Source organism: Erwinia sp. MYb416 (genome assembly GCF_037479575.1).
Lineage (GTDB): Bacteria > Pseudomonadota > Gammaproteobacteria > Enterobacterales > Enterobacteriaceae > Erwinia > Erwinia rhapontici.
On record NZ_JBBGYT010000439.1, the window covers coordinates 130,336 to 151,207 of the forward strand.

Sequence of the window (20,872 nt, forward strand, 5' to 3'; positions counted from 1 at the left end):
AGACCATCAGCCTGCCAGACAGATTCAGCGCGTGGTACGCGCAGAGGTCGATACAGAGCGCGCAGGCAGTGCAAACAGCAGCAACGCAGGAATCAGATAGATAAACCACACCGCGACTTCACTGACGCTTGGCGCTTCCTGATAGCCCAGCAGGCCCTCCAGTAAGGTGCCAACAACGCTGTGGGTGGTCAGGGTGTTACTCAAATCAAACGCCACGTCCTGGAAGTGATTCCATAACCCGGCTTCATGAAAGGCGCGGATCGCCCCTGCGGCCAGTCCGGCAGCGACGAAAATAATGAACAGGCTGGTCCATTTAAAGAAGCTGGCCAGGTTAAGGCGCACCCCACCCCAGTAAATCAGCATACCCAGCACTACCGCAGTGCCAAGGCCGAGCATCGCACCCAGCGGTGGCGCATAGCCCACATCCTGCTGGAACGCGGCCAGCAGGAAAAAGACGGATTCCAGCCCTTCACGCGCCACGGCAAGGAACACCATCATGATCAGCGCCCAGCCGCTGCTGTTGCCCTTCTGTAACGCGCTATCAACAGCCTCTTCCAGCTGTGCCTTTACGTTACGTGAGACTTTACGCATCCAGAACACCATCCAGGTGAGGATCACCACGGCAACGGCGGCAACCAGGCCTTCAAACAGCTCCTGCTCTTTCTGCGGGAACTCGCCCGTGGTTTCATTGATAAACCAGCCGAGTGCAAGGCACAGTGCGGCAGCAACAAACACCCCAATCCACATGGCACCAAACCACTGACTGCGCTGGGTGCGTTTCAGGTAACTGGCGATCAGGCTGACAATCAGCGCCGCTTCCAATCCTTCGCGTAACATAATAAGAAACGGGACAAACATGCCATACACCTCAAAGCGTGAAATTAGGTCAAAACCAGTAAAGATAAGTAAAATAAAAACGATATTGATTATCATTATCGGGCGACTAATTACAAGATGGCGGAACTATATTTTCGTGTTTTGCGAGATGGGAAAAATTAAGCAAATGTAACGATGACGACAGGGCTTTCTCCCGCTCGTTCCCGACGGACAGACAGGAGCGAGGGCATAAAACGGGAAAGCGGGCTGAATTGCAGAGGGGGAAGATTCGCTGGTACCGGGCGGCACCAGCGAAGAGGAGAGCTTAGTCGGCCTGATATTCGGCTTCAGCGGCATCAAAACGCTGCTCAGCAGCGGCAGATGGCCCTTTGCCCAGCAGGCTGAAGACCACAATCGCGATACTGCCGAACAGGAAGCCTGGAATAATCTCATAGAGGTCAAACCATTCGTATTGTTTCCATACCAGCACGGTCGCCGCACCGACGATCATCCCGGCCAGTGCACCGTTACGCGTCATACGTCTCCAGACAAGAGAGAGCAGAACCACCGGACCAAATGCCGCACCGAAGCCAGCCCAGGCATAGCTCACCAGACCCAGTACACGGTTGTCCGGATTCGCGGCCAGCGCAATAGCAATTGCCGCCACCAGCAGCACCATCAAGCGCCCCACCCACACCAGCTCACGCTGGCTGGCCCCTTTACGCAGGAAGTTCTTATACAGATCTTCCGTCAGTGCGCTGGAGCACACCAGCAGCTGGCAACTGAGCGTTGACATCACCGCCGCCAGAATCGCGGACAGCAGGATCCCGGCAATCCATGGGTTAAACAAAATGCGCGCCAGTTCAATAAAGATACGCTCACTATTCTGCGAAACCTCGCCCGCCAGTGCAGGGTTGTTCTGGAAGTAGGCGATACCAAAGAAGCCCACGGCGACAGCACCCGCCAGGCACAGAATCATCCAGATCATCCCGATACGACGTGCGGTACGAATAGAACGGTGAGAATCCGCCGCCATAAAACGCGCCAGAATATGCGGCTGGCCGAAGTAGCCCAGCCCCCAGCCCAGCAGGGAGATAATCGCCACAAAGTTGAGATTTTTCAGCATATCGACATTGGCAAGGCTCTTGGCTTTGATCACGACCATCGCATCGTCCAGACCACCGACCGCAAGAATGACCATCACCGGCGTCAGGATCAGGGCAAAAATCATCAGGCTGGCCTGCACCGTGTCGGTCCAGCTGACTGCGAGGAAACCGCCAACGAACGTATAAACGATAGTGGCAGCGGCACCGGCCCACAGGGCTGTCTGGTAACTCATGCCGAAGGTGCTTTCGAACAGTCGCGCACCCGCCACCACGCCAGAAGCGCAGTAGATGGTGAAGAAGATCAGGATGACCACGGCGGAGATCACGCGCAACAGCTTGCTGGTGTCTTCAAAACGGCTGGAGAAGTAGTCCGGCAGCGTCAGGGCATTGCCGTGATGCTCAGTCTGCACGCGCAAACGGCCCGCGACAATTTTCCAGTTCAGATACGCCCCCAGGGTCAGGCCAATGGCGATCCAGCTTTTTGAAATCCCGGCAAGGAAGATAGCGCCCGGCAGGCCCATCAGCAGCCAGCCGCTCATATCGGACGCACCGGCAGAGAGTGCCGTCACAACAGCACCTAAACTACGACCACCGAGAATATAGTCATCAAAGTTTTTCGTTGAACGGTATGCGATGAAACCAATCAGCACCATGCCAAGAATATAAACACAAAATGTCACCATCATGGGTGTACTTACAGTCATTTAAGTTCTCCACTTATTATTCGTTTCCACAGCGGGAGGCTGCATATGCGTCATCTGCCGGAACGAAGCAGACCGGCGCACGGGGGGGGCATCCAGCCGGGGGGCGGTATCCTGCCGTAAACGGCTGTGTGGCACAAACGATTTAACACAGCTCGTACATCCATTTCACCAGGTTGTTACTATTAAATGCCAGCAGGTTGCACTCCATCACACTTCACCGGGTTTCACCCGCACAGCAACCCCATAAAAACCAGGCTTAACGGCGCTTTTACCAACCTGGCGAGTTTCTTGCAGCAATATCCATGCCGCTTTTTGTACGTTAACAAAAAGCCCATTTTTAAGTTTGAGGAGAGGGTCACATTTAACGAGGTTGCACAAAGTTGCAACATCAGTGATATTGCACCCTATCATTTGTTATCTACTGATTCAGGAGCTGTAAGGCATGGGCACAACTACCATGGGTGTGAAACTGGACGATGCAACACGCGACCGGATTAAACAGGCCGCGCTGCAGATTGACCGTACGCCGCACTGGCTGATCAAGCAGGCCATTTTCAACTATCTGCAACAGATCGAACAAGGCACCACGCTGGCCGAGCTCCCCACCAGCACCCTCGCTGTAGAGAGTGATGTACGCCCGTCGGAAGAAACGCACCAGCCCTTCCTGGATTTTGCCGAGCAGATCCTGCCGCAGTCGGTCGCCCGTGCCGCCATCACTTCTGCCTGGCGCCGCCCGGAAACCGAAGCAGTGCCCATGCTGCTGGAACAGGCACGTTTACCGCAGCCTCTGGCAGAGTCCACCCATCGCCTGGCTTATCAGCTGGCGGACAAGCTCCGGCACCAAAAAGGGGCAGGCGGACGCGCCGGAATGGTGCAAAGTCTGCTCCAGGAGTTCTCACTTTCCTCCCAGGAAGGTGTGGCGTTGATGTGCCTGGCCGAAGCCTTACTGCGTATTCCTGACAAGCCGACCCGTGATGCCCTCATCCGCGATAAAATCAGCAACGGTAACTGGCATTCTCACCTGGGGCGCAGCCCGTCGATGTTCGTCAATGCCGCCACCTGGGGGCTGCTGTTTACGGGCCGCCTGGTCTCGACTCATAACGAAGCCAATCTCTCGCGTTCGCTCAACCGGATTATTGGTAAAAGCGGTGAGCCCTTGATTCGTAAAGGGGTTGATATGGCGATGCGCCTGATGGGCGAACAGTTCGTCACCGGGGAAACCATCGCCGAAGCGCTGGCCAATGCCCGTAAGCTGGAAGAGACCGGTTTCCGCTACTCCTACGATATGCTGGGTGAAGCAGCGCTGACGGCGCAGGACGCCAAAGCTTATCTGCTCTCCTATCAGCAGGCGATCCATGCCATCGGCAAAGCGTCCAATGGTCGTGGCATTTATGAAGGCCCGGGGATCTCCATCAAGCTTTCTGCGCTGCACCCACGTTACAGCCGCGCGCAATATGAACGCGTGATGGAAGAGCTGTACCCGATCCTGAAATCACTGACGCTGCTGGCACGCAGCTACGATATCGGTATCAATATCGATGCTGAAGAAGCCGACCGCCTTGAGCTGTCGCTCGATCTGTTGGAAAAACTCTGCTTTGAACCGGAGCTGGAGGGCTGGAACGGCATTGGTTTTGTGATCCAGGCCTATATGAAACGCTGTCCGATGGTGATCGACTATCTGACCGACCTGGCGCAACGCAGCCGTCGCCGTCTGATGATCCGTCTGGTAAAAGGGGCCTACTGGGACAGCGAAATCAAACGCGCCCAGACGGACGGACTGGAAGGCTACCCGGTCTACACGCGCAAGGTGTATACCGATATCTCCTACCTTGCCTGTGCCCGCAAACTGCTGGCGGTGCCGAACCTGATTTACCCGCAGTTCGCCACCCACAACGCCCATACGCTGGCGGCAATCTATCAGCTGGCAGGCAACAACTACTATCCCGGCCAGTATGAATTCCAGTGTCTGCATGGCATGGGAGAACCGCTGTACGAGCAGGTCGTGGGGAAAGTTGCCGATGGCAAACTCAACCGCCCTTGCCGCATTTATGCCCCGGTCGGGACACACGAAACGCTGCTCGCCTACCTGGTGCGCCGCCTGCTGGAAAACGGCGCGAATACCTCCTTCGTTAACCGTATTGCCGATGCCACCCTGCCGCTGGACGAACTGGTGGCCGACCCGGTGTCTGCCGTGGAAACTCTGGCACGTAGCGAAGGTGCGGTCGGTCTGCCCCACCCGAAAATCCCGTTACCGCGCGAGCTGTATGGCGAACACCGTCAAAACTCATCCGGGCTGGACCTCGCCAACGAACATCGTCTGGCGTCACTGTCGAGCGCACTGCTGAACAGCGCCAGCCAGACCTGGCAGGTGCAACCGCTGATTGATGGCCCGCTGGCCGCTGGCGACAGTATTCCGGTGATCAACCCGGCAGAACCGCTGGATGTGGTGGGCTATGTGCGCAGTGCGACCCCGGAAGACGTTTCCGCCGCGCTGGATGCCGCCACCCGCGTTGGGCCTATCTGGTTCGCCACTCCGCCGCAGGAACGCGCCGCCATTCTGGAACGCGCCGCCGTCATGATGGAGGGCCAGATGCAGCGCCTGATCGGCATTCTGGTGCGTGAAGCGGGTAAAACCTTCAATAATGCCATTGCCGAAGTGCGTGAAGCCGTGGACTTCCTGCACTATTACGCAGGTCAGGTGCGCGACGATTTCGATAATGAAACCCACCGCCCGCTTGGCCCGGTGGTCTGCATCAGCCCGTGGAACTTCCCGCTGGCGATCTTCAGCGGCCAGATTGCCGCCGCACTGGCCGCCGGTAACAGCGTGCTGGCCAAACCGGCAGAGCAGACGCCTCTGATTGCAGCTCAGGCCGTTGCCATTCTGCATGAAGCTGGCGTACCACCGGGTGCATTACAACTGCTGCCCGGCAGCGGTGAAACCGTGGGGGCGCAGCTGGTGCAGGACGACCGTGTACGCGGCGTGATGTTTACCGGCTCGACCGCCGTTGCCACTCTGCTACAGCGTAATCTGGCCGGACGTCTGGATCAGCAGGGCCGCCCGACGCCGCTGGTGGCGGAAACCGGTGGGATGAATGCGATGATCGTCGACTCCTCAGCCCTGACCGAGCAGGTAGTGACCGATATCGTCGCTTCTGCCTTCGACAGCGCAGGACAGCGTTGCTCCGCCCTGCGCCTGCTGTGCGTGCAGGACGATGTAGCAGAACATACGTTAACCATGCTCCGGGGCGCGATGGCTGAATGCCGTATGGGCAACCCGGAACGTTTCTCCACCGACATTGGTCCGGTGATTGATGCCGATGCAAAAGCGGGCATTGAGCAACATATTGAGGCAATGCGCAGCAAAGGTTTTACCGTGTTCCAGGCGGCACAACCGCAGGCACCGGGCCGCCGCGAGTGGCAGACCGGCACCTTCGTGATGCCTACGCTGATTGAATTAAACAAGGTAGAAGACCTGACCCGCGAGATCTTCGGTCCGGTACTGCACGTGGTGCGTTATGCGCGCAGCACCCTGCCGCAGGTGATTGAGCAGATCAATGCCTCGGGTTACGGGCTGACGCTGGGTGTACATACGCGCATCGATGAGACGATCCATCAGGTGGTGCAGAAGGCGCATGTGGGCAACCTCTACGTTAACCGTAATATGGTCGGTGCGGTGGTGGGTGTGCAACCCTTTGGTGGCGAAGGCCTGTCCGGCACCGGGCCGAAAGCCGGTGGTCCGCTCTACCTTTATCGTCTGCTCTCCTCCCGCCCGGATGATGCGCTGTCCGTCACCCTCAATCGTCAGGACAAAGAGCGCCCGGTGGATGCCGCACTGCGTCCGGCACTGCTGGCGGCCCATGACGCACTGAGTAAATGGGCAGCCGACCGCCCCCCTCTGGCGGCCTGCTGCGCACGCTTTGCCGAGCTGGGCCAGGGCGGAACGATCCGCCTGCTGCCAGGACCTACGGGTGAACGCAATACCTTTGCGTTACTGCCGCGTGAGCAGGTGCTGTGTCTGGCAGACAACGAGCAAGATGCGCTGGTGCAACTGGCGGCCGTGACAGCCGTGGGCAGCCGTGCGCTGTGGACGGAAGATGACCTCCATCGTAGCCTGTGGCAGCAGCTGCCACCCACGGTACAGCAACGCATTGATTTTGCGGCACAGCCACTGGAGAGCAAAACCATTGATGCGGTGATTTACCACGGTGATGCCGACCAGTTACGTGACCTGTGCCAGGCCGTGGCAGCCCGCGACGGTGCGATTATTACCGTACAGGGCTTTGCCCGTGGGGAAACCAATCTGCTGCTGGAGCGCCTGCTGCTGGAGCGTTCGCTGAGTGTGAATACGGCAGCGGCCGGGGGGAATGCCAGCCTGATGACCATCGGTTAACGCCTCATCTCATGACACGGGGCGACCGGAAAAAATGGCCGCCCCTCTCTTCTCACCCCTCAAACTTCATCCGCAGTAGCTTCGGGTAGATAAACAGCGACTGACCCCAGCCGCGATTCAGCAGCGTCCACACGCCGACCGAACACCCTACGCACAGCAACACCATCAGCGGCGGGAAACCCACGGCCCACAGCAGCGAAAATGCCTGGCTGGCAAACAGCTGATGACCCACGGCATACAGGATCGCAGACAGACCGAAGAACTCAATAAAGATGCGGTGCAGCACGTAGATCTGCAATGTGTTCTTCCCCACCCAGTTGAGCCAGTGCATCGAAAACATTCGGTTCAGTGCGCGGCAGAACGCAATACTGCCGAGGATGGCCATCACGCACAGGAACAGGCTCTGTTCCAGGCCAAGCAGGCTGTGCGCGATTGTCAGCAGCAACAGCAGCGTCCAGGGCAGCAGGTTATCGCGTCGCCATTCGCTCCAACGGATCAGTATCTCGCTGTAAAATGCGCCAAACAGGAAGAAGACAAAGTATTGCGACAGGCTTTCCGGCCCCCAGCCGGGGATGATGCCGGTCACCGCCGCATAGTTCAGCCCCACCGCCAGCAGCATGATCAGCGGTTTCTGTTGACGACACAGCCGGGCAAACACGAAGAACAGCGCCAGTGCGTAGAGATACCAGGAGGAACTCATCGCCAGCAACATCAGCTTGAGAAACTGCCACGGCGAGTCGGCCCAGGCGGCATTAATATTACCGGAGAGATGCTCACCCATCATGCCGACCGACACGCCATTAATCATCAGCCACTGTATCAAACCCCAGAGAAAATAGAGGTAGAACAGGTTCGTTACGCGACTGGTGAATACCTGTTTCCAGGGACGATTCAGAATAGCATTGGCCGCCAGCAGGCCTGAAACAAAGAAAAATGCCGGCATACGTAACGGGGAAAGTTGGTTATTAAACGCCAGCCAGAGTTTGGCCGGTAACTGCCCGGCGGTCAGTAAAGGGGCAATATCGGCATAACCAGGAAGAACCACGTGATAAAGCACCACAAGTAAAATACAGCCGCCTTTCAGGGTATTAACCCAGGCGATATCTTTTTTGGTCGTCATATTCATGACAATACTCCTGCTGTGAGCATCTGATGTTGATAAAAGGGAAAGGCATCCTCCGTCACGGTCTTTTTATATTTTTTATGGGTATCGATAAAAATATACCCGTCATACTGATCTGCATGGCGGGTATAAAAATGGCCGAGTTTATCGGCCAGGTATGAAAAAATTAGCCGTTGTTAGCGACATTCTCCACAGGCCGCGGTTTACGCAGCAGCCTTGGGTACATAAAGAGTGCTTTGCCCGGCCCGCGATTCAGCAGATTCCAGGCGATCAACGAGATACAGGTGGTGATGCTTACCGCGAAAATCGGCAGCAGCAGCGCCCAGGCCAGCGAGAATCCCTGATTGTCGAACAGGCTGTATTTCACCGCCAGCGTCAGCATGGTCAGGCCCAGCAGTTCGATAAAGATGCGGTGCAGTACGTAGATTTGCAGCGTGTTGCGGCCAATCCAGTTCAGCCATCCCATATTGAAGCGGTTATTCAGCGCCCGGCACAGCACAATACCCGCGACAATCGCGACGATGCAGTAGAACGGGTTTTTCATCATCCCGGCAGCATGATGCGCCACCCCAACCAGCACCATCGCCCCTAACAGAGCCAGATGACGGCGCGACAGCTGGCTGATCTCCACCAGCGTGTGGCTGAAGAAGGCCCCCAGGACAAAGTAGACGAAGTTCTGCACCACGCCATTCGGGCCCCAGCCAGGCACCAGATGAAACTGCGTGGCATAGTTCAGCAGCACCGCGCCCACCAGCAGCGCAACTTTTTGACGATGGAACAATTTCGCCGCGATAAAATAGCCCGCCAGCGCATACAAATACCACAGGCTGGTCATCGACAGCGTTAGCAGCTTAACGAACTCCAGCGGCGAACTGGCATAAGCGGCATTGACGGCGGTGGAGAGTTTCTGTCCAATCAAATTGGCGGAAATATTGTAGATACTTGCCCACTGAATCACCCCCCAGAGAATATAGAGGTAGAGAATATTGGTGAATTTCTTAGTAAATACCTCGCTCCAGCTCTTTTTACTGATGGCACTGGCTGCCAGCAGACCTGAGACGAAAAAGAAGGCCGGCATACGCAGCGGCGAGAGGTATTTATTAAACACAACCCACATGTCAGCCGGTATCATTCCGGCCGTGAGATACTGCAAAGAGGGAATGAAGGTGGTAATAATGGTGTGATGCAGGACCACCAGTAATATGCACCCGCCCTTGAGGGTATTAATCCACAGGACTTCTTGCTTGCCAGCGACAGACATAATAATAAAACCCAATCTCATCATAATATCCCGAAAGTATCCCTTGATACTCTACGGATCACTATGAGGATCGTCTGAAAGCGTTCCGAATGCTTTCAAATCCTTAATGTTTTTCCTGCCCTCATCCGCAATATGCTCTGATTTCAGGCAGGTAACATTTTACTTTAAGAATAACCTTATTAAAGTTTAGGGGTGATAGGCAAACAGCGCGGGTGAACCCCCGGTGTGAATAAACACAATCGGCCCTTCACGACGAAAACGCTGCCGGGTAATCCCGTCGATCAGGCCCGCCATCGCCTTGCCGGTATACACCGGATCGAGGAAGATCCCTTCCAGTCGTGCCAGCAGTTTAACCGCTTCCATGCCCTCTTCATTCGGCTCGCCGTAGCGCGGAGCAAAGTAGTCATCCCATAACGTGATGGGGGCTGTACTCACCATCTCCAGCGACCGGGCCAGTTCCTGACGGATTTTCTCGACCTTGGGTAATTGATCGGCCACCTTACGTGAAACGGTGACCCCCACCAGCTCCGTCTCCGGCAGCAGATGTTCCAGGCCCACTGCCAGCCCGGCATGTGTACCCGCACTGCCCGAAGCCACCACCACCGCAGCAAAGTCGACCACGCCTTCACTCTGGTGGGCAATTTCCTGCGCGCAGTCAACGTAGCCCAGCGCACCCAGCGCATTGGAGCCGCCCACCGGGACGATATAAGGGCGAAAACCCTGCGCCTCCAGCAGCGTGGCCTGCTCTTCAAGCTGTGCATCCGGGGCGTGCAGCGCATCGACCATCACAATCTCGGTGCTCATCAGCTCCAGCAGCAGGCGGTTACCGTTGCTCAGGTAGTTTTCAGCGGTGGTGCCAATTGGATTCTCCAGCAGTGCCACACACTTCAGGCCCAGCTTCGCGGCGACCGCCGCCGTCTGGCGTACATGATTGGACTGAATCGCCCCCGCTGTCAGCAGAACGTCAGCCCCGGCACGCAGCGCATCAGCGGCGAGAAACTCCAGCTTTCTGAGTTTGTTACCCCCCAGGGCCACCGGCGTGACATCGTCACGTTTGATAAAAATATCGCGGCCGAGATAATCAGACAGACGGGGGAGATGCTCTAAAGGCGTGGGCGAACCCAGCAGTTCAAGACGGGGAAAATTAGCAATATTGTGTAAGGACAACGCGGCCTCCATAGCAGGCGTTCAGGTTATCCTTACAGTGTTGCAGAAGATGACCTGATGGTCATCTTCTTATCATCGGTACCATTAATTACGTTGCCAGCCGAGGAACTGATCATACTTACGCAACGCAATGCGGTAATTGTTATTTCCCGCATCCGGTAAATCATTTTCGAGGCATTCATGCCAGCTTGGGCCACTCAGGCGCTCTGCCGGGAAGCCTCGTGCTGAGAGCATATCGTCAAGACGACGCAGGCGAACAACATATTCGCGAATGGTACTGTGGCTCATTTCAGTCTGCTCGAACAGGTACTGTTTGAACGCCATGATGTCAAAGTAAGTCGGATGTGTGTTGCAATAAATGTCGCTACAAAAACGGCACAACGCCGTAAGCTCATTCTGTAATTTTAACCAGACCTGATCGTCGATCAGCTGATCCATCCGGGCGATGGCCTCTTTGTTAATGATCTGACCACGAAAAACCAGTGCCATGCGGTCTAATACTTTTCCGCAATGTGAGCAGTTGCTCTGGCTGTGTTTGTAGTCTTTCAAATAACGGCTCAACGGCCTCATTTTAGTTTTGGATCCCATTCGAGATTCCCCGGTTGGTGTTGAGAGTGCAAAACTGACTTCGTCAGCGCGCCCCCGTTAACCGGGCGCGCAGGCGTTTTATCGCCTGACTGTGCAGTTGGCTGACACGGGACTCGCCCACCTCAAGCACTGCGCCAATCTCTTTCAAATTCAGCTCTTCCTGGTAATACAATGTCAGCACCATTTTTTCGCGATCGGGCAAAGCCTCAATTGCTTCAATGACACGCTCGCGCAGACTGCCTTCCATTAACTGGTGCAGCGGATTGGCTTCTTCATGGCCGTCCGTCACCAGCTCTGCGCTGTCACCGTGCTCTTCACGATACTCATCGTAGGAGAACAACTGGCTATTATTGGTATCCAGCAGGATCTGCCGGTACTCCTCCAGCGAGACATCCAACTGCGAAGCCACTTCCTGCTCGGTGGCTGAGCGCCCCAACGCCTGCTCCACCTGATGCATGGCCCCCGCTACTTCGCGCGCATTGCGGCGCACGCTGCGTGGTGCCCAGTCGCGGCTGCGAAGTTCATCGAGCATCGCCCCACGGATACGCTGTACGGCGTATGTCGTGAACGCAGTGCCTTGTAGCGCGTCGTAACGCTCTACTGCATTCAGTAGCCCGATGCCTCCCGCTTGTAACAGGTCATCCAGTTCAACGCTGGCGGGCAGACGTACCTGCAAGCGCAACGCTTCATGGCGAACCAGCGGTATGTATCGCTGCCACAGAGAATGTTTGTCCATCACGCCATCGGCGGTATATAGATCGTTCACTCTGACCTACCCTGCTGTAATTAAGTTATCGGCACGATTATCTGTTTCTGTAGGGCAGATTGATTGGGGGAATAGCGGTTAAAAAGGCGGGTTATTTCATTTTTGTGGACCTGAACGATCCCGGCGACGCGATTTTTCGACGCGGGGATCCCTCAGCATAGAACAGGTCAAACTTTGCGCAGCAAACGCTGCCGCGTGTTCTCCGGCACCTGCTGCCACAGCGCACAGACCTTCCCTTCCAGCTCCTGATAAAACGGCAACAGGGTCTGATCTTCCTGTAACGTGCGGCGAAAATGCACCGTGCCGTTTAACGGGTCGATAGTCATTCTGCGGCTGGTAAACAGACGTTGCAGATCGCTTCGCAGGAACAGGCCGTTATCTGCGCTGTTATCCAGCAGGAAGCCCTGTTCGTTCTCACGTATATCGATGTGGCAGGCCTCCACCCACGGCCAGGCATGTTCGTCGGTAAGCAGCGTACCGGTGATGACACAGGCACCATAGCGCTCGCGTACCGCATGGCTGAACTCATGATGGCTGGCCCGATGCCACAGCCGGGCTTTCACGCGTCGCCCGACCTGCGTACCCTGGATGACACCGGCTGGCGGCGGCAACAGCGGTGAGGTCAGCACCACGATAAACTGCAGCTGACGCGAATACTCAAAGCATGGCTGCGACTGGCGGTCATACAGCTGCCAGTATTCGTCATCTTCATCGCTGCGTAACAGCGTCAGGGTGTAACCCCGCTGCTGTAACAGGCTTTGCGCCATGATCGATGCCGGATCCAGCATCGCCAGCACTTTGCTCTCCCCCATCACCTTCCAGGTATTCCACGGTGTGGGTTCCAGCGGGCGACGGAAATAGAGAAAACTCTCCTGGCGCTGCAAATAATGCTCGAAGCGCTGCAGGTAGTTTTTACGTTCGTTATCGTTGGTAATAAACAGCAGATCTTCCAGCGGAATATGGCTGTCTTTGCTGGCAAAGATGGCGCGAATAGTCCAGTTTTTGCTGGAGGTTGACGGGCTCAGCAACCCTCTGGTCGTCAACGATTTATCGTCGGGGTACTTTCTGCTGTAGCGGTCGTTTATCTCCTCAAACGGCAGCAGTTCCCCAGGTAACAAGTCATAATTGAAGCGCATAGCACACTCCAGAGAAAAAAAACCCCGCAAAAGCGGGGTTTTAAAGGGTTCAACGTGGCGTTAAGTCGCCGATTAGCCCTGCAGCAGAGACAGAACCTGCTGTGGAACCTGGTTAGCTTTAGCCAACACTGAGTTACCTGCCTGCTGAACGATCTGAGCTTTAGACAGGTTAGACACTTCAACCGCGTAGTCAGCATCCTGGATACGGGACTGTGCTGAAGACAGGTTGGTGGTGGTGTTGTTCAGGTTAGTTACCGCTGAATCCAGACGGTTCTGTACCGCACCCAGGCTTGAACGGAAGGTATCAACCTGTGCAATCGCTTTGTCCAGCAGCGCCAGTGGGTCAGCAGAAGCTGCGCCAGCGAAGGTAGCTGTTGCAGCAGCGCCGCTCAGTTCTACAGTTGCAGTCACTGAAGTTGCAGTTGCAGTACCGCTGTTTGCCAGGCCGCCAGTGGCTTCGTAGTTTTTACCGTCAACAACAGTGTAAGCCGTGTTCACGCCAGCTGCAGTGGTACCCACTTTGATCAGTGAACCCGTCTGAGTTGCAGCAGCAACACCTTTGTCGTCATCATCGTAAGTTACGTCTACGGTGTTCAGTGTCACGTCACCCGTGGTCGCATCTACAGAAGCGGCATAGTAGTCGCTACCAGATTTAACAACGTAGTTAGCGGTTGCTGCACCAGTGCTGTCCTGCAGGTTGTGCAAAGTCAGGCTGTCAGCGCTGATGGTTTTGCCAGTCGCGGTGCTCAGTGAAGTTGCAGCAGCAGTCAGGTCAACAGTCTGTGGAGCTGCAGTGCCGTCGCCGATTTCAGTCAGTGAAGCACCGGTTTTCACTGCGTTGCCGCCTACTGAGTAGCCGCCCAGGCCCAGAGTAGAAGAGTCAATTTTCTGCAGGTCGATGGAGATAGTCTGGCCATCGTTAGCGCCAACCTGAATTTTCAGGGAGTTGTTGCTGGACAGCACGTTCACGCCGTTGAACTGAGTCTGACCCGATACACGGTCAATTTCAGACAGACGGGAAGTGATTTCGTCCTGGATTGAAGTCAGGTCTGAATCAGAGTTAGTTCCGTTCTGTGCCTGTACAGTCAGTTCACGAACACGCTGTAAGTTGTTGTTGATTTCTGACAGTGCGCCTTCAGTGGTCTGCGCCAGTGAGATGCCGTCGTTGGCGTTACGAGCAGCCTGAGTCAGACCTTTAATGTTAGAGGTGAAGCGGTTGGCAATTGCCTGACCAGCAGCATCGTCTTTCGCGCTGTTGATACGCAGGCCAGAAGACAGGCGCTCAATAGAAGTAGACAGAGCAGACTGGTTCTTGTTGATGTTGTTCTGAGTGATCAGCGAGAGGCTGTTGGTATTGATTACTTGTGCCATGATAAAGTTTCCTGTTAAATCATTTCGGGTTAAGTGGTTGGGCTTGTTTGCCCCCCGGCTTCATCGCCGTCAAAGTTGTTATCGTCTGTCCCCCAATAACCTTTAGAATTTTTTTACCCTCTCCCCCATTTTTTTTCGTTTTGCCCTACTGGCCGAAATACCCCTCTTTATTACCGCTATTCGTTTTATTGCTGTTGCGCAAATAATCGTAAACTTTATGCATCAATCGCCGATAACCTCGGTATTCATACTCCGTCCTGATTAAATAAAGGAAACATCATGGCTAGTATCTCTACCTTAGGTATCGGCTCCGGCCTCGATTTAAGTACTATTCTTGACAGTATGCAGACGGCAGAGAAGGCAGCCTTAACACCTATCTCTACGCAGCAGACGGCTTACACTGCCAAACTTAGTGCCTACAGCACCATGAAGAGCGCACTGGAAACCTTCCAGACAGCGAATACCAAATTGAACAGCGCTGACTTGTTTAGCGCGACGAAAACCGTCAGCAGCTCAACGGCATTCAGTGCGACCACCAGCACCGGCGCCGTGGCGGGTAAATACACCATCGCGGTTTCCCAGCTGGCAACAGCGCAGACCCTGACCACCGCCGTGCAGACCAGTAACAGCACCGCACTGGCCACCGCCGACAGTAAGATTTCGATTAAACTGGCCGGCAGTGACAAAGCGGTAGAAGTGAGCGTCAGCGCAGCGGACTCCTCACTGACCGGTATTCGTGATGCGATCAATAAAGCCGATACCGGTATGACCGCCAGCATTATTAAAACCGGTGACGGCAGCTATCGTCTGTCCCTCTCATCAAATGAGACCGGTGAAGATAATGCGGCCACTATCAGCGTGACTGGCGACAGCGCGATGCAGAGTCTGCTGACCTATGACGGCAGCGGTAGCGGTAATGTCACTCAAAGTGTGACCGCACAGAATGCCCTGCTGAAAGTGAACAACGTTGATATTGAAAACAGCAGCAACACCATCAGTGATGCACTGGAAGGGATCACGCTGAATCTGACCGCCGAAACCACCGGCACCCAGACGCTGACCATTACCAAAGATACCAGCAGCGCATCTAAGACTATTGCCGACTGGGCCACCGCCTATAACACCCTGCAAGATTCGTTAAATGCGATGACCAAATACACGGCTGTGGAGAGCAATACTGATGCCCAGGACAGCAGCAACGGCGCGCTGCTCGGTGACAGCACCCTGCGTTCCATTCAGTCACAGATGAAAAATATGCTGACCAACACCGCCAGCACCTCAACCTTTAAGAGTCTGTCGCAGATTGGCATCACCACTGACCCAACCACCGGTCAGTTGAAAACCGATCAGACTGCACTGGATGCCGCACTGGCGAAAGATCCTGACGGCATTAAAGCGATGTTTATGGGTGACGGTAAAACCACCGGGATCACCACTAAGCTGGCGACTAACCTGACCAGCTGGTTATCCTCCACCGGCGTTATTCAGGCCGCAAAAGACGGTGTCAGTAAGACCCTGAACAGCCTGACCGACCAGTACAACAAGGTGAGCGACCGCATCGATTCCACTATCGCTCGCCTGAAAACCCAGTTTACCGCGCTGGACGTGATGATCAGTAAGCTGAATAACACCAGCAGCTATCTGACGACGCAGTTTGAAACATCAACCAGTAGTACTACCAAGTAAGGAGCCATAATGTATAGCGCAAGCGGTACTCAAGCCTATGCAAAAGTCGGCGTGGAAAGTGCAGTGATGAGTGCCAGCAATGATCAGCTGATCACTTTACTGTTTGATGGGGCACTCAGTGCCCTGGTTCGCGCACGCCTGTTTTTGCAGGATGGCAATACGGTCAAGAAAGGAGAGTCGCTCTCCAAGGCTATTAACATTATCGAAAACGGTCTGAAATTGGGTCTGGATGAGACCAGTGAAGACGAGTTAACGCGCAATCTGGCCTCGCTGTATCGTTATATGGTGCATCGTCTGCTGCGCGCTAACATTGATAACGACCCTGATGGGATCGAAGAAGTCGAAGCGCTGTTGCGCAATATCGCCGATGCCTGGAAAGAGGTTTCTGGCACAACCGCTCTGGTTTAGGACTCTGTAGACAATGAACATTGCCCCACATCTGCTCGCGATTTATCAGGAAATTTTGACTCACAGTCAGTCCATGCTGCGTCTGGCTTGCGAAGGACAGTGGGACGAACTGATTGATATGGAAGTTAATTACCTCAGCGCCGTGGAAAAACTGGCGAAAGTGACCCAGAACGAGCCGGTTCCCACACATACTCAGGAACAGTTGCGTCCGATACTGCGCCACATCCTTGATAATGAGGCGGAACTGAAAAAATTGCTGAAAGCTCGGCAGGATGAAATTTCTGGCCTGATCCAGCAGGCGGGGCGTCAAAAATCAGTCAACAGTGCCTATACCAAAGTATCCGGCGTGGTGTTGTTTCCCTCGGGAGCCAACGGATAAACCAGACAGTTAATTCGCATGACCCCTCACACATTCTCCTGTGGGCCAGAGTGGAATAAATAATTCCCTTCTGGCCCGCACTTTTTCTGCCGCCTCGCTCATACTTCATTTTCCCGTCTGGCGAAAATGGACCCACTACATGCGCAATCCCACACTGTTGCAGTTTTTTCACTGGTATTACCCCACAGGCGGCAAACTCTGGCCAGAAGCGGCAGAACGTGCGCAGTGGCTGGCAGAGGCGGGCATTACTGACGTCTGGCTGCCCCCGGTTTATAAAGGAGAATCCGGCGGCTATTCGGTTGGCTACGACAGCTACGATCTGTTTGACCTCGGTGAATTTGACCAGAAAGGCTCGCGTGCCACTAAATACGGTGACAAAGAGCAGCTGCTGGCCGCCGTTGAAGCGTTAAAATCGCACGGCGTGGGGGTGATCCTCGACGTGGTGCTCAACCATAAAATGGGTGCCGACGAAAAAGAACAGGTGCAGGTCAACCGCGTTAATCCGGACAACCGCGATGAGATCGACCCGGAAGTGCTCACCGCAGAAGCCTGGACGCGCTTTACCTTCCCGGTGCGTGCCGGGCAGTACTCGCAGTTCGTCTGGGACTACAAATGCTTCAGCGGCGTCGACCATATCGAAAATCCCGATGAAAACGGCGTATTCAAAATCGTTAACGACTACACCGGGGATGGCTGGAACGACCAGGTGGATGACGAGCTGGGCAATTTTGACTATCTGATGGGTGCCAATATCGATTTCCGTAACCACGCGGTGACCGAAGAGCTGAAATACTGGGCGCGCTGGGTCATGGATGAAGTGCATTGCCGCGGTTTTCGTCTGGATGCGGTGAAGCATATTCCCGCCTGGTTCTATAAAGAGTGGATTGAACACGTACAGGAAGTGGCACCCGAACCCCTGTTTATTGTGGCGGAATACTGGTCGCACGAAGTGGATAAGCTGCAACAGTACATCCACCAGGTCGATGGCAAAAGCCTGCTGTTTGACGCCCCGCTGCAAATGAACTTCCACAATGCGTCCAAACAGGGTGCGGGGTACGACCTCAGCCAGATCTTCACCGGTACCCTGGTGGCTGCCGATCCCTGGCATGCGGTCACCCTTGTGGCTAACCATGACACACAGCCGCTACAAGCGCTGGAAGCCCCGGTGGAACCCTGGTTCAAACCGCTGGCCTACGCGCTGATCCTGCTGCGTGAAAACGGCGTGCCGGTGCTGTTCTACCCGGACCTGTTCGGCGCGCGCTATCAAGATGAAGGCGGTGACGGCGAACAGTATGACATTGAGATCCCGGTCATCGCCGAGCTGGAAACCCTGGTACGTGCCCGCCAGCAGTACGCCCACGGAGAACAACGTGAGTGGTTTGATCACCCTAACTGCATTGCCTTTGCACGCAGTGGGACGGAAGAGATGCCAGGCTGCGTGGTGATCATGTCAAACGGTGAAGCCGGTGAGAAAACGCTGGATTTAGGGGAGAACTACGCCGGGAAGCGCTGGCACGATCTGCTGGGGCACATCAGTGAAGAGGTCGGGAGCGACGAACAGGGCAACGCGGTGTTTCGTTGTCCGGCGGGCAGCGTCAGCGTCTGGGTGCTGAACTAAGGAGGATCGTGGCCACGATGGCCACGACAACCTGATTACTTCTCGGTGTAGATCATCTTATTGTGTTTTTTGGGCTGCTCTGTGGCGGCGCTGGCAGGCTGTTCACCCTTCGTTTCCTGGGGTTTCGCCTGATCGGCCAGCGCCTTCTGGCACTCCACGGTGGGTTGCGACACTTTCTGCAGCGTCAGTTTATCGTAGTGCAGCTCGGTGCCTTCCAGCTCCAGCGGCATCACGCGCACCTCGTTGTTTACATTCACCCACTCGCCGTCAAAATGCGTCACTTTACCCGGCTTGGCAATCACGCGCTGCCACTGACGGCAGTCCAGCGTATCGCCTTCGGCGGTGATTATCAGGCTGGCTTTAGCCTCCTTACTAATCAGGCCTTTCTGTGGGCCGAAGGTTTGCCAGTTTCCTACCAGCGCGGCCGGTGGCGGCGTTTTCACCGCACTGGCGTAATCGGTTAACTGCGCACAACCACTTAAGGTCACCACCGCTGCGGCGGCAACAATCCACTTTTTCATTTTTCTCATCCTGATTTTCTCAATTAGGCGATACGTTATAATTTTTCCCTGCCCCGCCGCAAGCCCGGCGCGCCCTGCCGCTGTGCTTTCTGATTTTTCATGTCTTTTCTGATAGTTACTTTGCAGCATAATTAAGCAAATCGTTAAAGTTTGCCTTATGTGCTGCCGATAGCAGTTTAATGAGGGAACCCGCCGCACAGAGAACAACCACCCTCCCGGACTATTGAATTGTCAATTCAGGGGAAACAACTGCTATGCGATTAACCATTCGCGCCCGCTTAATCGGGATCGTGGGCCTGCTGTGCATACTGCTGATTATCGCCGCAGTATGGGGAATTATCGGGCTTCGTGCTGCTGACCAGCGCGCCGCCGCCACCTACCAAACCGAATTGCTCCCGTTACAAAGTTCTTCCCGCCTTTATCGCCTGGCCCAGCTGCAATCCGCCACGCTGTTTGAAGCGCTGCGTTACTGGACCGACGCCGGAGAAGTGGATAAACGTCTTGCCATTATCCAACAGTATGCCAGCCAGATTGAACAGGTTCGCGGACAGTACCAGAGCCTGGCACAGATCCCCGGAACCGAAAACCTCAGTAAACAATTTGTCGCAGACCTCACTCAGTGGCAGCAAGCGTTGAAAGACGCGGGTGCGCTGCTGAAAACCGGCAATCCTTCTGCGGCGTTGGTGATCATCGAAACCCGCCTGCGCACCGGCAGCCTCGCACTGCAACAGGGCATTGACCAGCTTGATCGCCTGATGCGCGAACATGCAGAACGTAACTACCAGCAGAGTGCGCAATCTTACCAACTGGCACGTAACAGCCTGATCGGCATTCTGACGGTTGGCCTGCTGCTGGCACTGGTGGCGGGGATAATGCTGGTGCGCTCCATCAGCCATTCGGTGGGTAAAGCCCGTCGGCTGGCTGAAGCGATCGCCAACGGCAAGCTCGATCACCATATCGAACGTTTCGCCCCTGATGAACTGGGCGAACTGATGCGTGCGCTGGCCAGTATGGACCATCGCCTCTCCGGCATCGTGCGTGAAGTGGGCGACAGCGCCGTGGCATTGAATGATGCCGCCCACCAGATGGCAGAAGGCAATCAGGATCTCTCCGGTCGCACCCATGCCCAGGCCAGCTCGCTGGAGCAAACGGCCGCCAGCATGGAACAGATGACCGCCACCGTTAAACACAACGCGGATAACGCCGCACAGGCGAACGAACTGGCGATGACGGTGCGTGAACAGGCGCTGCGCGGCAGCAAGGTGCTGGAGGATGCCGTCGGTGCGATGCGGGAAATCGAAAGTTCCAGCAAGCAGATTGGCGATATTAACCGGGTGATCGATGAGATTGCTTTCCAGACCAACCTGCTGGCCCTGAATGCGGCAGTGGAAGCCGCGCGTGCGGGCGAAATGGGCCGTGGCTTTGCGGTGGTGGCGTCAGAAGTTCGTCAGCTGGCCCAGCGTTCGGCGCAGGCAGCCCAGCAGATTAAAACCCTGATCCAGGCCAGCGTCAGTAAAGTCGATACCGGCAGCTCGCTGGTGATGCGCTCTGGCGAGATGCTGCAGGAGATCAACGGTGGCGTGGCGCGAGTGGTGGCTATCGTCGGTGAAATCGCCGTGGCCAGCCGTCAGCAATCCAGCGGCATTGAGCAGGTCAACCTGGCGGTGATCCAGATGGACAGCGCCACCCAACAAAATGCCGCACTGGTCCAGCAGGCGAGTAGCGCCAGCCAGACGGTGAATCAGCATGCCGGGTTGCTGGTTGAAAAAATGGCCTTCTTCCGTTTTCGCGGTGACCGCCCCCGTTCCCCTTCGCTGTAAATCAGGAGCGAC

16 protein-coding genes are annotated in these 20,872 nt (G+C 55.5%); 6 read left to right on the forward strand and 10 right to left on the reverse strand.

Going from position 1 to position 20,872, the window contains the following annotated elements; translation table 11 throughout:
- Window positions 1-24 precede the first annotated feature (24 nt).
- Window positions 25-858: an iron uptake transporter permease EfeU gene (gene efeU / locus WH277_RS19400; protein ID WP_133841726.1), complete on the reverse strand. Its 834-nt coding sequence runs from the start codon at window positions 856-858 to the stop codon at window positions 25-27.
- Between the two features lie 283 nt (window positions 859-1,141).
- On the reverse strand, window positions 1,142-2,626 hold the full coding sequence (putP, locus tag WH277_RS19405) for a sodium/proline symporter PutP (RefSeq protein WP_133841725.1): 1,485 nt from the start codon (window positions 2,624-2,626) through the stop codon (window positions 1,142-1,144).
- Between the two features lie 442 nt (window positions 2,627-3,068).
- Between putP and putA the strand changes: the two genes are divergently transcribed.
- Window positions 3,069-7,016 (forward strand): trifunctional transcriptional regulator/proline dehydrogenase/L-glutamate gamma-semialdehyde dehydrogenase, encoded by a 3,948-nt coding sequence (gene putA / locus WH277_RS19410; protein WP_339506507.1) that lies wholly within the window; start codon window positions 3,069-3,071, stop codon window positions 7,014-7,016.
- 52 nt (window positions 7,017-7,068) lie between these two features.
- Here putA and WH277_RS19415 read toward each other — a convergent pair whose 3' ends face one another.
- From WH277_RS19415 to WH277_RS19445, 7 genes are all read right to left on the reverse strand, one after another.
- Window positions 7,069-8,142: an acyltransferase family protein gene (locus tag WH277_RS19415; protein ID WP_159336460.1), complete on the reverse strand. Its 1,074-nt coding sequence runs from the start codon at window positions 8,140-8,142 to the stop codon at window positions 7,069-7,071.
- A 163-nt stretch (window positions 8,143-8,305) separates the two neighbouring features.
- On the reverse strand, window positions 8,306-9,400 hold the full coding sequence (locus WH277_RS19420) for an acyltransferase family protein (RefSeq protein WP_212814475.1): 1,095 nt from the start codon (window positions 9,398-9,400) through the stop codon (window positions 8,306-8,308).
- 186 nt (window positions 9,401-9,586) lie between these two features.
- Window positions 9,587-10,567, reverse strand: coding sequence for a D-cysteine desulfhydrase (locus WH277_RS19425; protein WP_167863748.1), 981 nt, complete (start codon window positions 10,565-10,567; stop codon window positions 9,587-9,589).
- Between the two features lie 84 nt (window positions 10,568-10,651).
- Window positions 10,652-11,155 (reverse strand): flagella biosynthesis regulatory protein FliZ, encoded by a 504-nt coding sequence (fliZ, locus tag WH277_RS19430; protein WP_062742545.1) that lies wholly within the window; start codon window positions 11,153-11,155, stop codon window positions 10,652-10,654.
- 43 nt (window positions 11,156-11,198) lie between these two features.
- A complete protein-coding gene (locus tag WH277_RS19435) occupies window positions 11,199-11,921 on the reverse strand; it encodes an RNA polymerase sigma factor FliA (protein WP_062742546.1) in 723 nt (240 codons plus the stop codon).
- 167 nt (window positions 11,922-12,088) lie between these two features.
- On the reverse strand, window positions 12,089-13,057 hold the full coding sequence (locus WH277_RS19440; RefSeq protein WP_159336459.1) for an HNH endonuclease signature motif containing protein: 969 nt from the start codon (window positions 13,055-13,057) through the stop codon (window positions 12,089-12,091).
- Window positions 13,058-13,129: 72 nt separating this feature from the next.
- Window positions 13,130-14,428 (reverse strand): FliC/FljB family flagellin, encoded by a 1,299-nt coding sequence (locus WH277_RS19445; RefSeq protein WP_133841720.1) that lies wholly within the window; start codon window positions 14,426-14,428, stop codon window positions 13,130-13,132.
- A gap of 279 nt (window positions 14,429-14,707) precedes the next feature.
- Here WH277_RS19445 and fliD point away from each other — a divergent pair, with 279 nt between their 5' ends.
- From fliD to amyA, 4 genes are all read left to right on the forward strand, one after another.
- The gene (gene fliD / locus WH277_RS19450; protein WP_159336458.1) at window positions 14,708-16,114 is read left to right on the forward strand and encodes a flagellar filament capping protein FliD; all 1,407 of its coding nucleotides are present in this window, start codon (window positions 14,708-14,710) and stop codon (window positions 16,112-16,114) included.
- A gap of 9 nt (window positions 16,115-16,123) precedes the next feature.
- Window positions 16,124-16,522, forward strand: coding sequence for a flagellar export chaperone FliS (gene fliS / locus WH277_RS19455; protein WP_133841718.1), 399 nt, complete (start codon window positions 16,124-16,126; stop codon window positions 16,520-16,522).
- A gap of 13 nt (window positions 16,523-16,535) precedes the next feature.
- On the forward strand, window positions 16,536-16,901 hold the full coding sequence (gene fliT / locus WH277_RS19460) for a flagella biosynthesis regulatory protein FliT (protein WP_133841717.1): 366 nt from the start codon (window positions 16,536-16,538) through the stop codon (window positions 16,899-16,901).
- A gap of 139 nt (window positions 16,902-17,040) precedes the next feature.
- The gene (amyA, locus tag WH277_RS19465; RefSeq protein WP_339506513.1) at window positions 17,041-18,519 is read left to right on the forward strand and encodes an alpha-amylase; all 1,479 of its coding nucleotides are present in this window, start codon (window positions 17,041-17,043) and stop codon (window positions 18,517-18,519) included.
- A gap of 35 nt (window positions 18,520-18,554) precedes the next feature.
- Here amyA and yedD read toward each other — a convergent pair whose 3' ends face one another.
- Window positions 18,555-19,040 carry a lipoprotein YedD gene (gene yedD / locus WH277_RS19470; RefSeq protein WP_133841714.1) on the reverse strand — a complete coding sequence of 162 codons (486 nt, stop codon included), beginning with the start codon at window positions 19,038-19,040 and terminating at the stop codon, window positions 18,555-18,557.
- Between the two features lie 254 nt (window positions 19,041-19,294).
- Here yedD and WH277_RS19475 point away from each other — a divergent pair, with 254 nt between their 5' ends.
- Window positions 19,295-20,860, forward strand: a complete 1,566-nt coding sequence (locus WH277_RS19475; protein WP_227534645.1) for a methyl-accepting chemotaxis protein — start codon at window positions 19,295-19,297, stop codon at window positions 20,858-20,860.
- The last annotated feature ends 12 nt before the right edge of the window (window positions 20,861-20,872 follow it).

What these genes read in the sequence shown, in the direction of transcription:
- WH277_RS19415 (WP_159336460.1), bottom strand. Translation starts at nt 8,142, where the DNA reads ATGAATATGACGACCAAAAAAGATATCGCCTGGGTTAATACCCTGAAA.
- efeU (WP_133841726.1), bottom strand. Translation starts at nt 858, where the DNA reads ATGTTTGTCCCGTTTCTTATTATGTTACGCGAAGGATTGGAAGCGGCG.
- fliS (WP_133841718.1), top strand. Translation starts at nt 16,124, where the DNA reads ATGTATAGCGCAAGCGGTACTCAAGCCTATGCAAAAGTCGGCGTGGAA.
- fliT (WP_133841717.1), top strand. Translation starts at nt 16,536, where the DNA reads ATGAACATTGCCCCACATCTGCTCGCGATTTATCAGGAAATTTTGACT.
- putA (WP_339506507.1), top strand. Translation starts at nt 3,069, where the DNA reads ATGGGCACAACTACCATGGGTGTGAAACTGGACGATGCAACACGCGAC.
- yedD (WP_133841714.1), bottom strand. Translation starts at nt 19,040, where the DNA reads ATGAAAAAGTGGATTGTTGCCGCCGCAGCGGTGGTGACCTTAAGTGGT.
- WH277_RS19440 (WP_159336459.1), bottom strand. Translation starts at nt 13,057, where the DNA reads ATGCGCTTCAATTATGACTTGTTACCTGGGGAACTGCTGCCGTTTGAG.
- amyA (WP_339506513.1), top strand. Translation starts at nt 17,041, where the DNA reads ATGCGCAATCCCACACTGTTGCAGTTTTTTCACTGGTATTACCCCACA.
- WH277_RS19420 (WP_212814475.1), bottom strand. Translation starts at nt 9,400, where the DNA reads ATGTCTGTCGCTGGCAAGCAAGAAGTCCTGTGGATTAATACCCTCAAG.
- WH277_RS19445 (WP_133841720.1), bottom strand. Translation starts at nt 14,428, where the DNA reads ATGGCACAAGTAATCAATACCAACAGCCTCTCGCTGATCACTCAGAAC.
- fliZ (WP_062742545.1), bottom strand. Translation starts at nt 11,155, where the DNA reads ATGGGATCCAAAACTAAAATGAGGCCGTTGAGCCGTTATTTGAAAGAC.
- putP (WP_133841725.1), bottom strand. Translation starts at nt 2,626, where the DNA reads ATGACTGTAAGTACACCCATGATGGTGACATTTTGTGTTTATATTCTT.
- WH277_RS19475 (WP_227534645.1), top strand. Translation starts at nt 19,295, where the DNA reads ATGCGATTAACCATTCGCGCCCGCTTAATCGGGATCGTGGGCCTGCTG.
- fliD (WP_159336458.1), top strand. Translation starts at nt 14,708, where the DNA reads ATGGCTAGTATCTCTACCTTAGGTATCGGCTCCGGCCTCGATTTAAGT.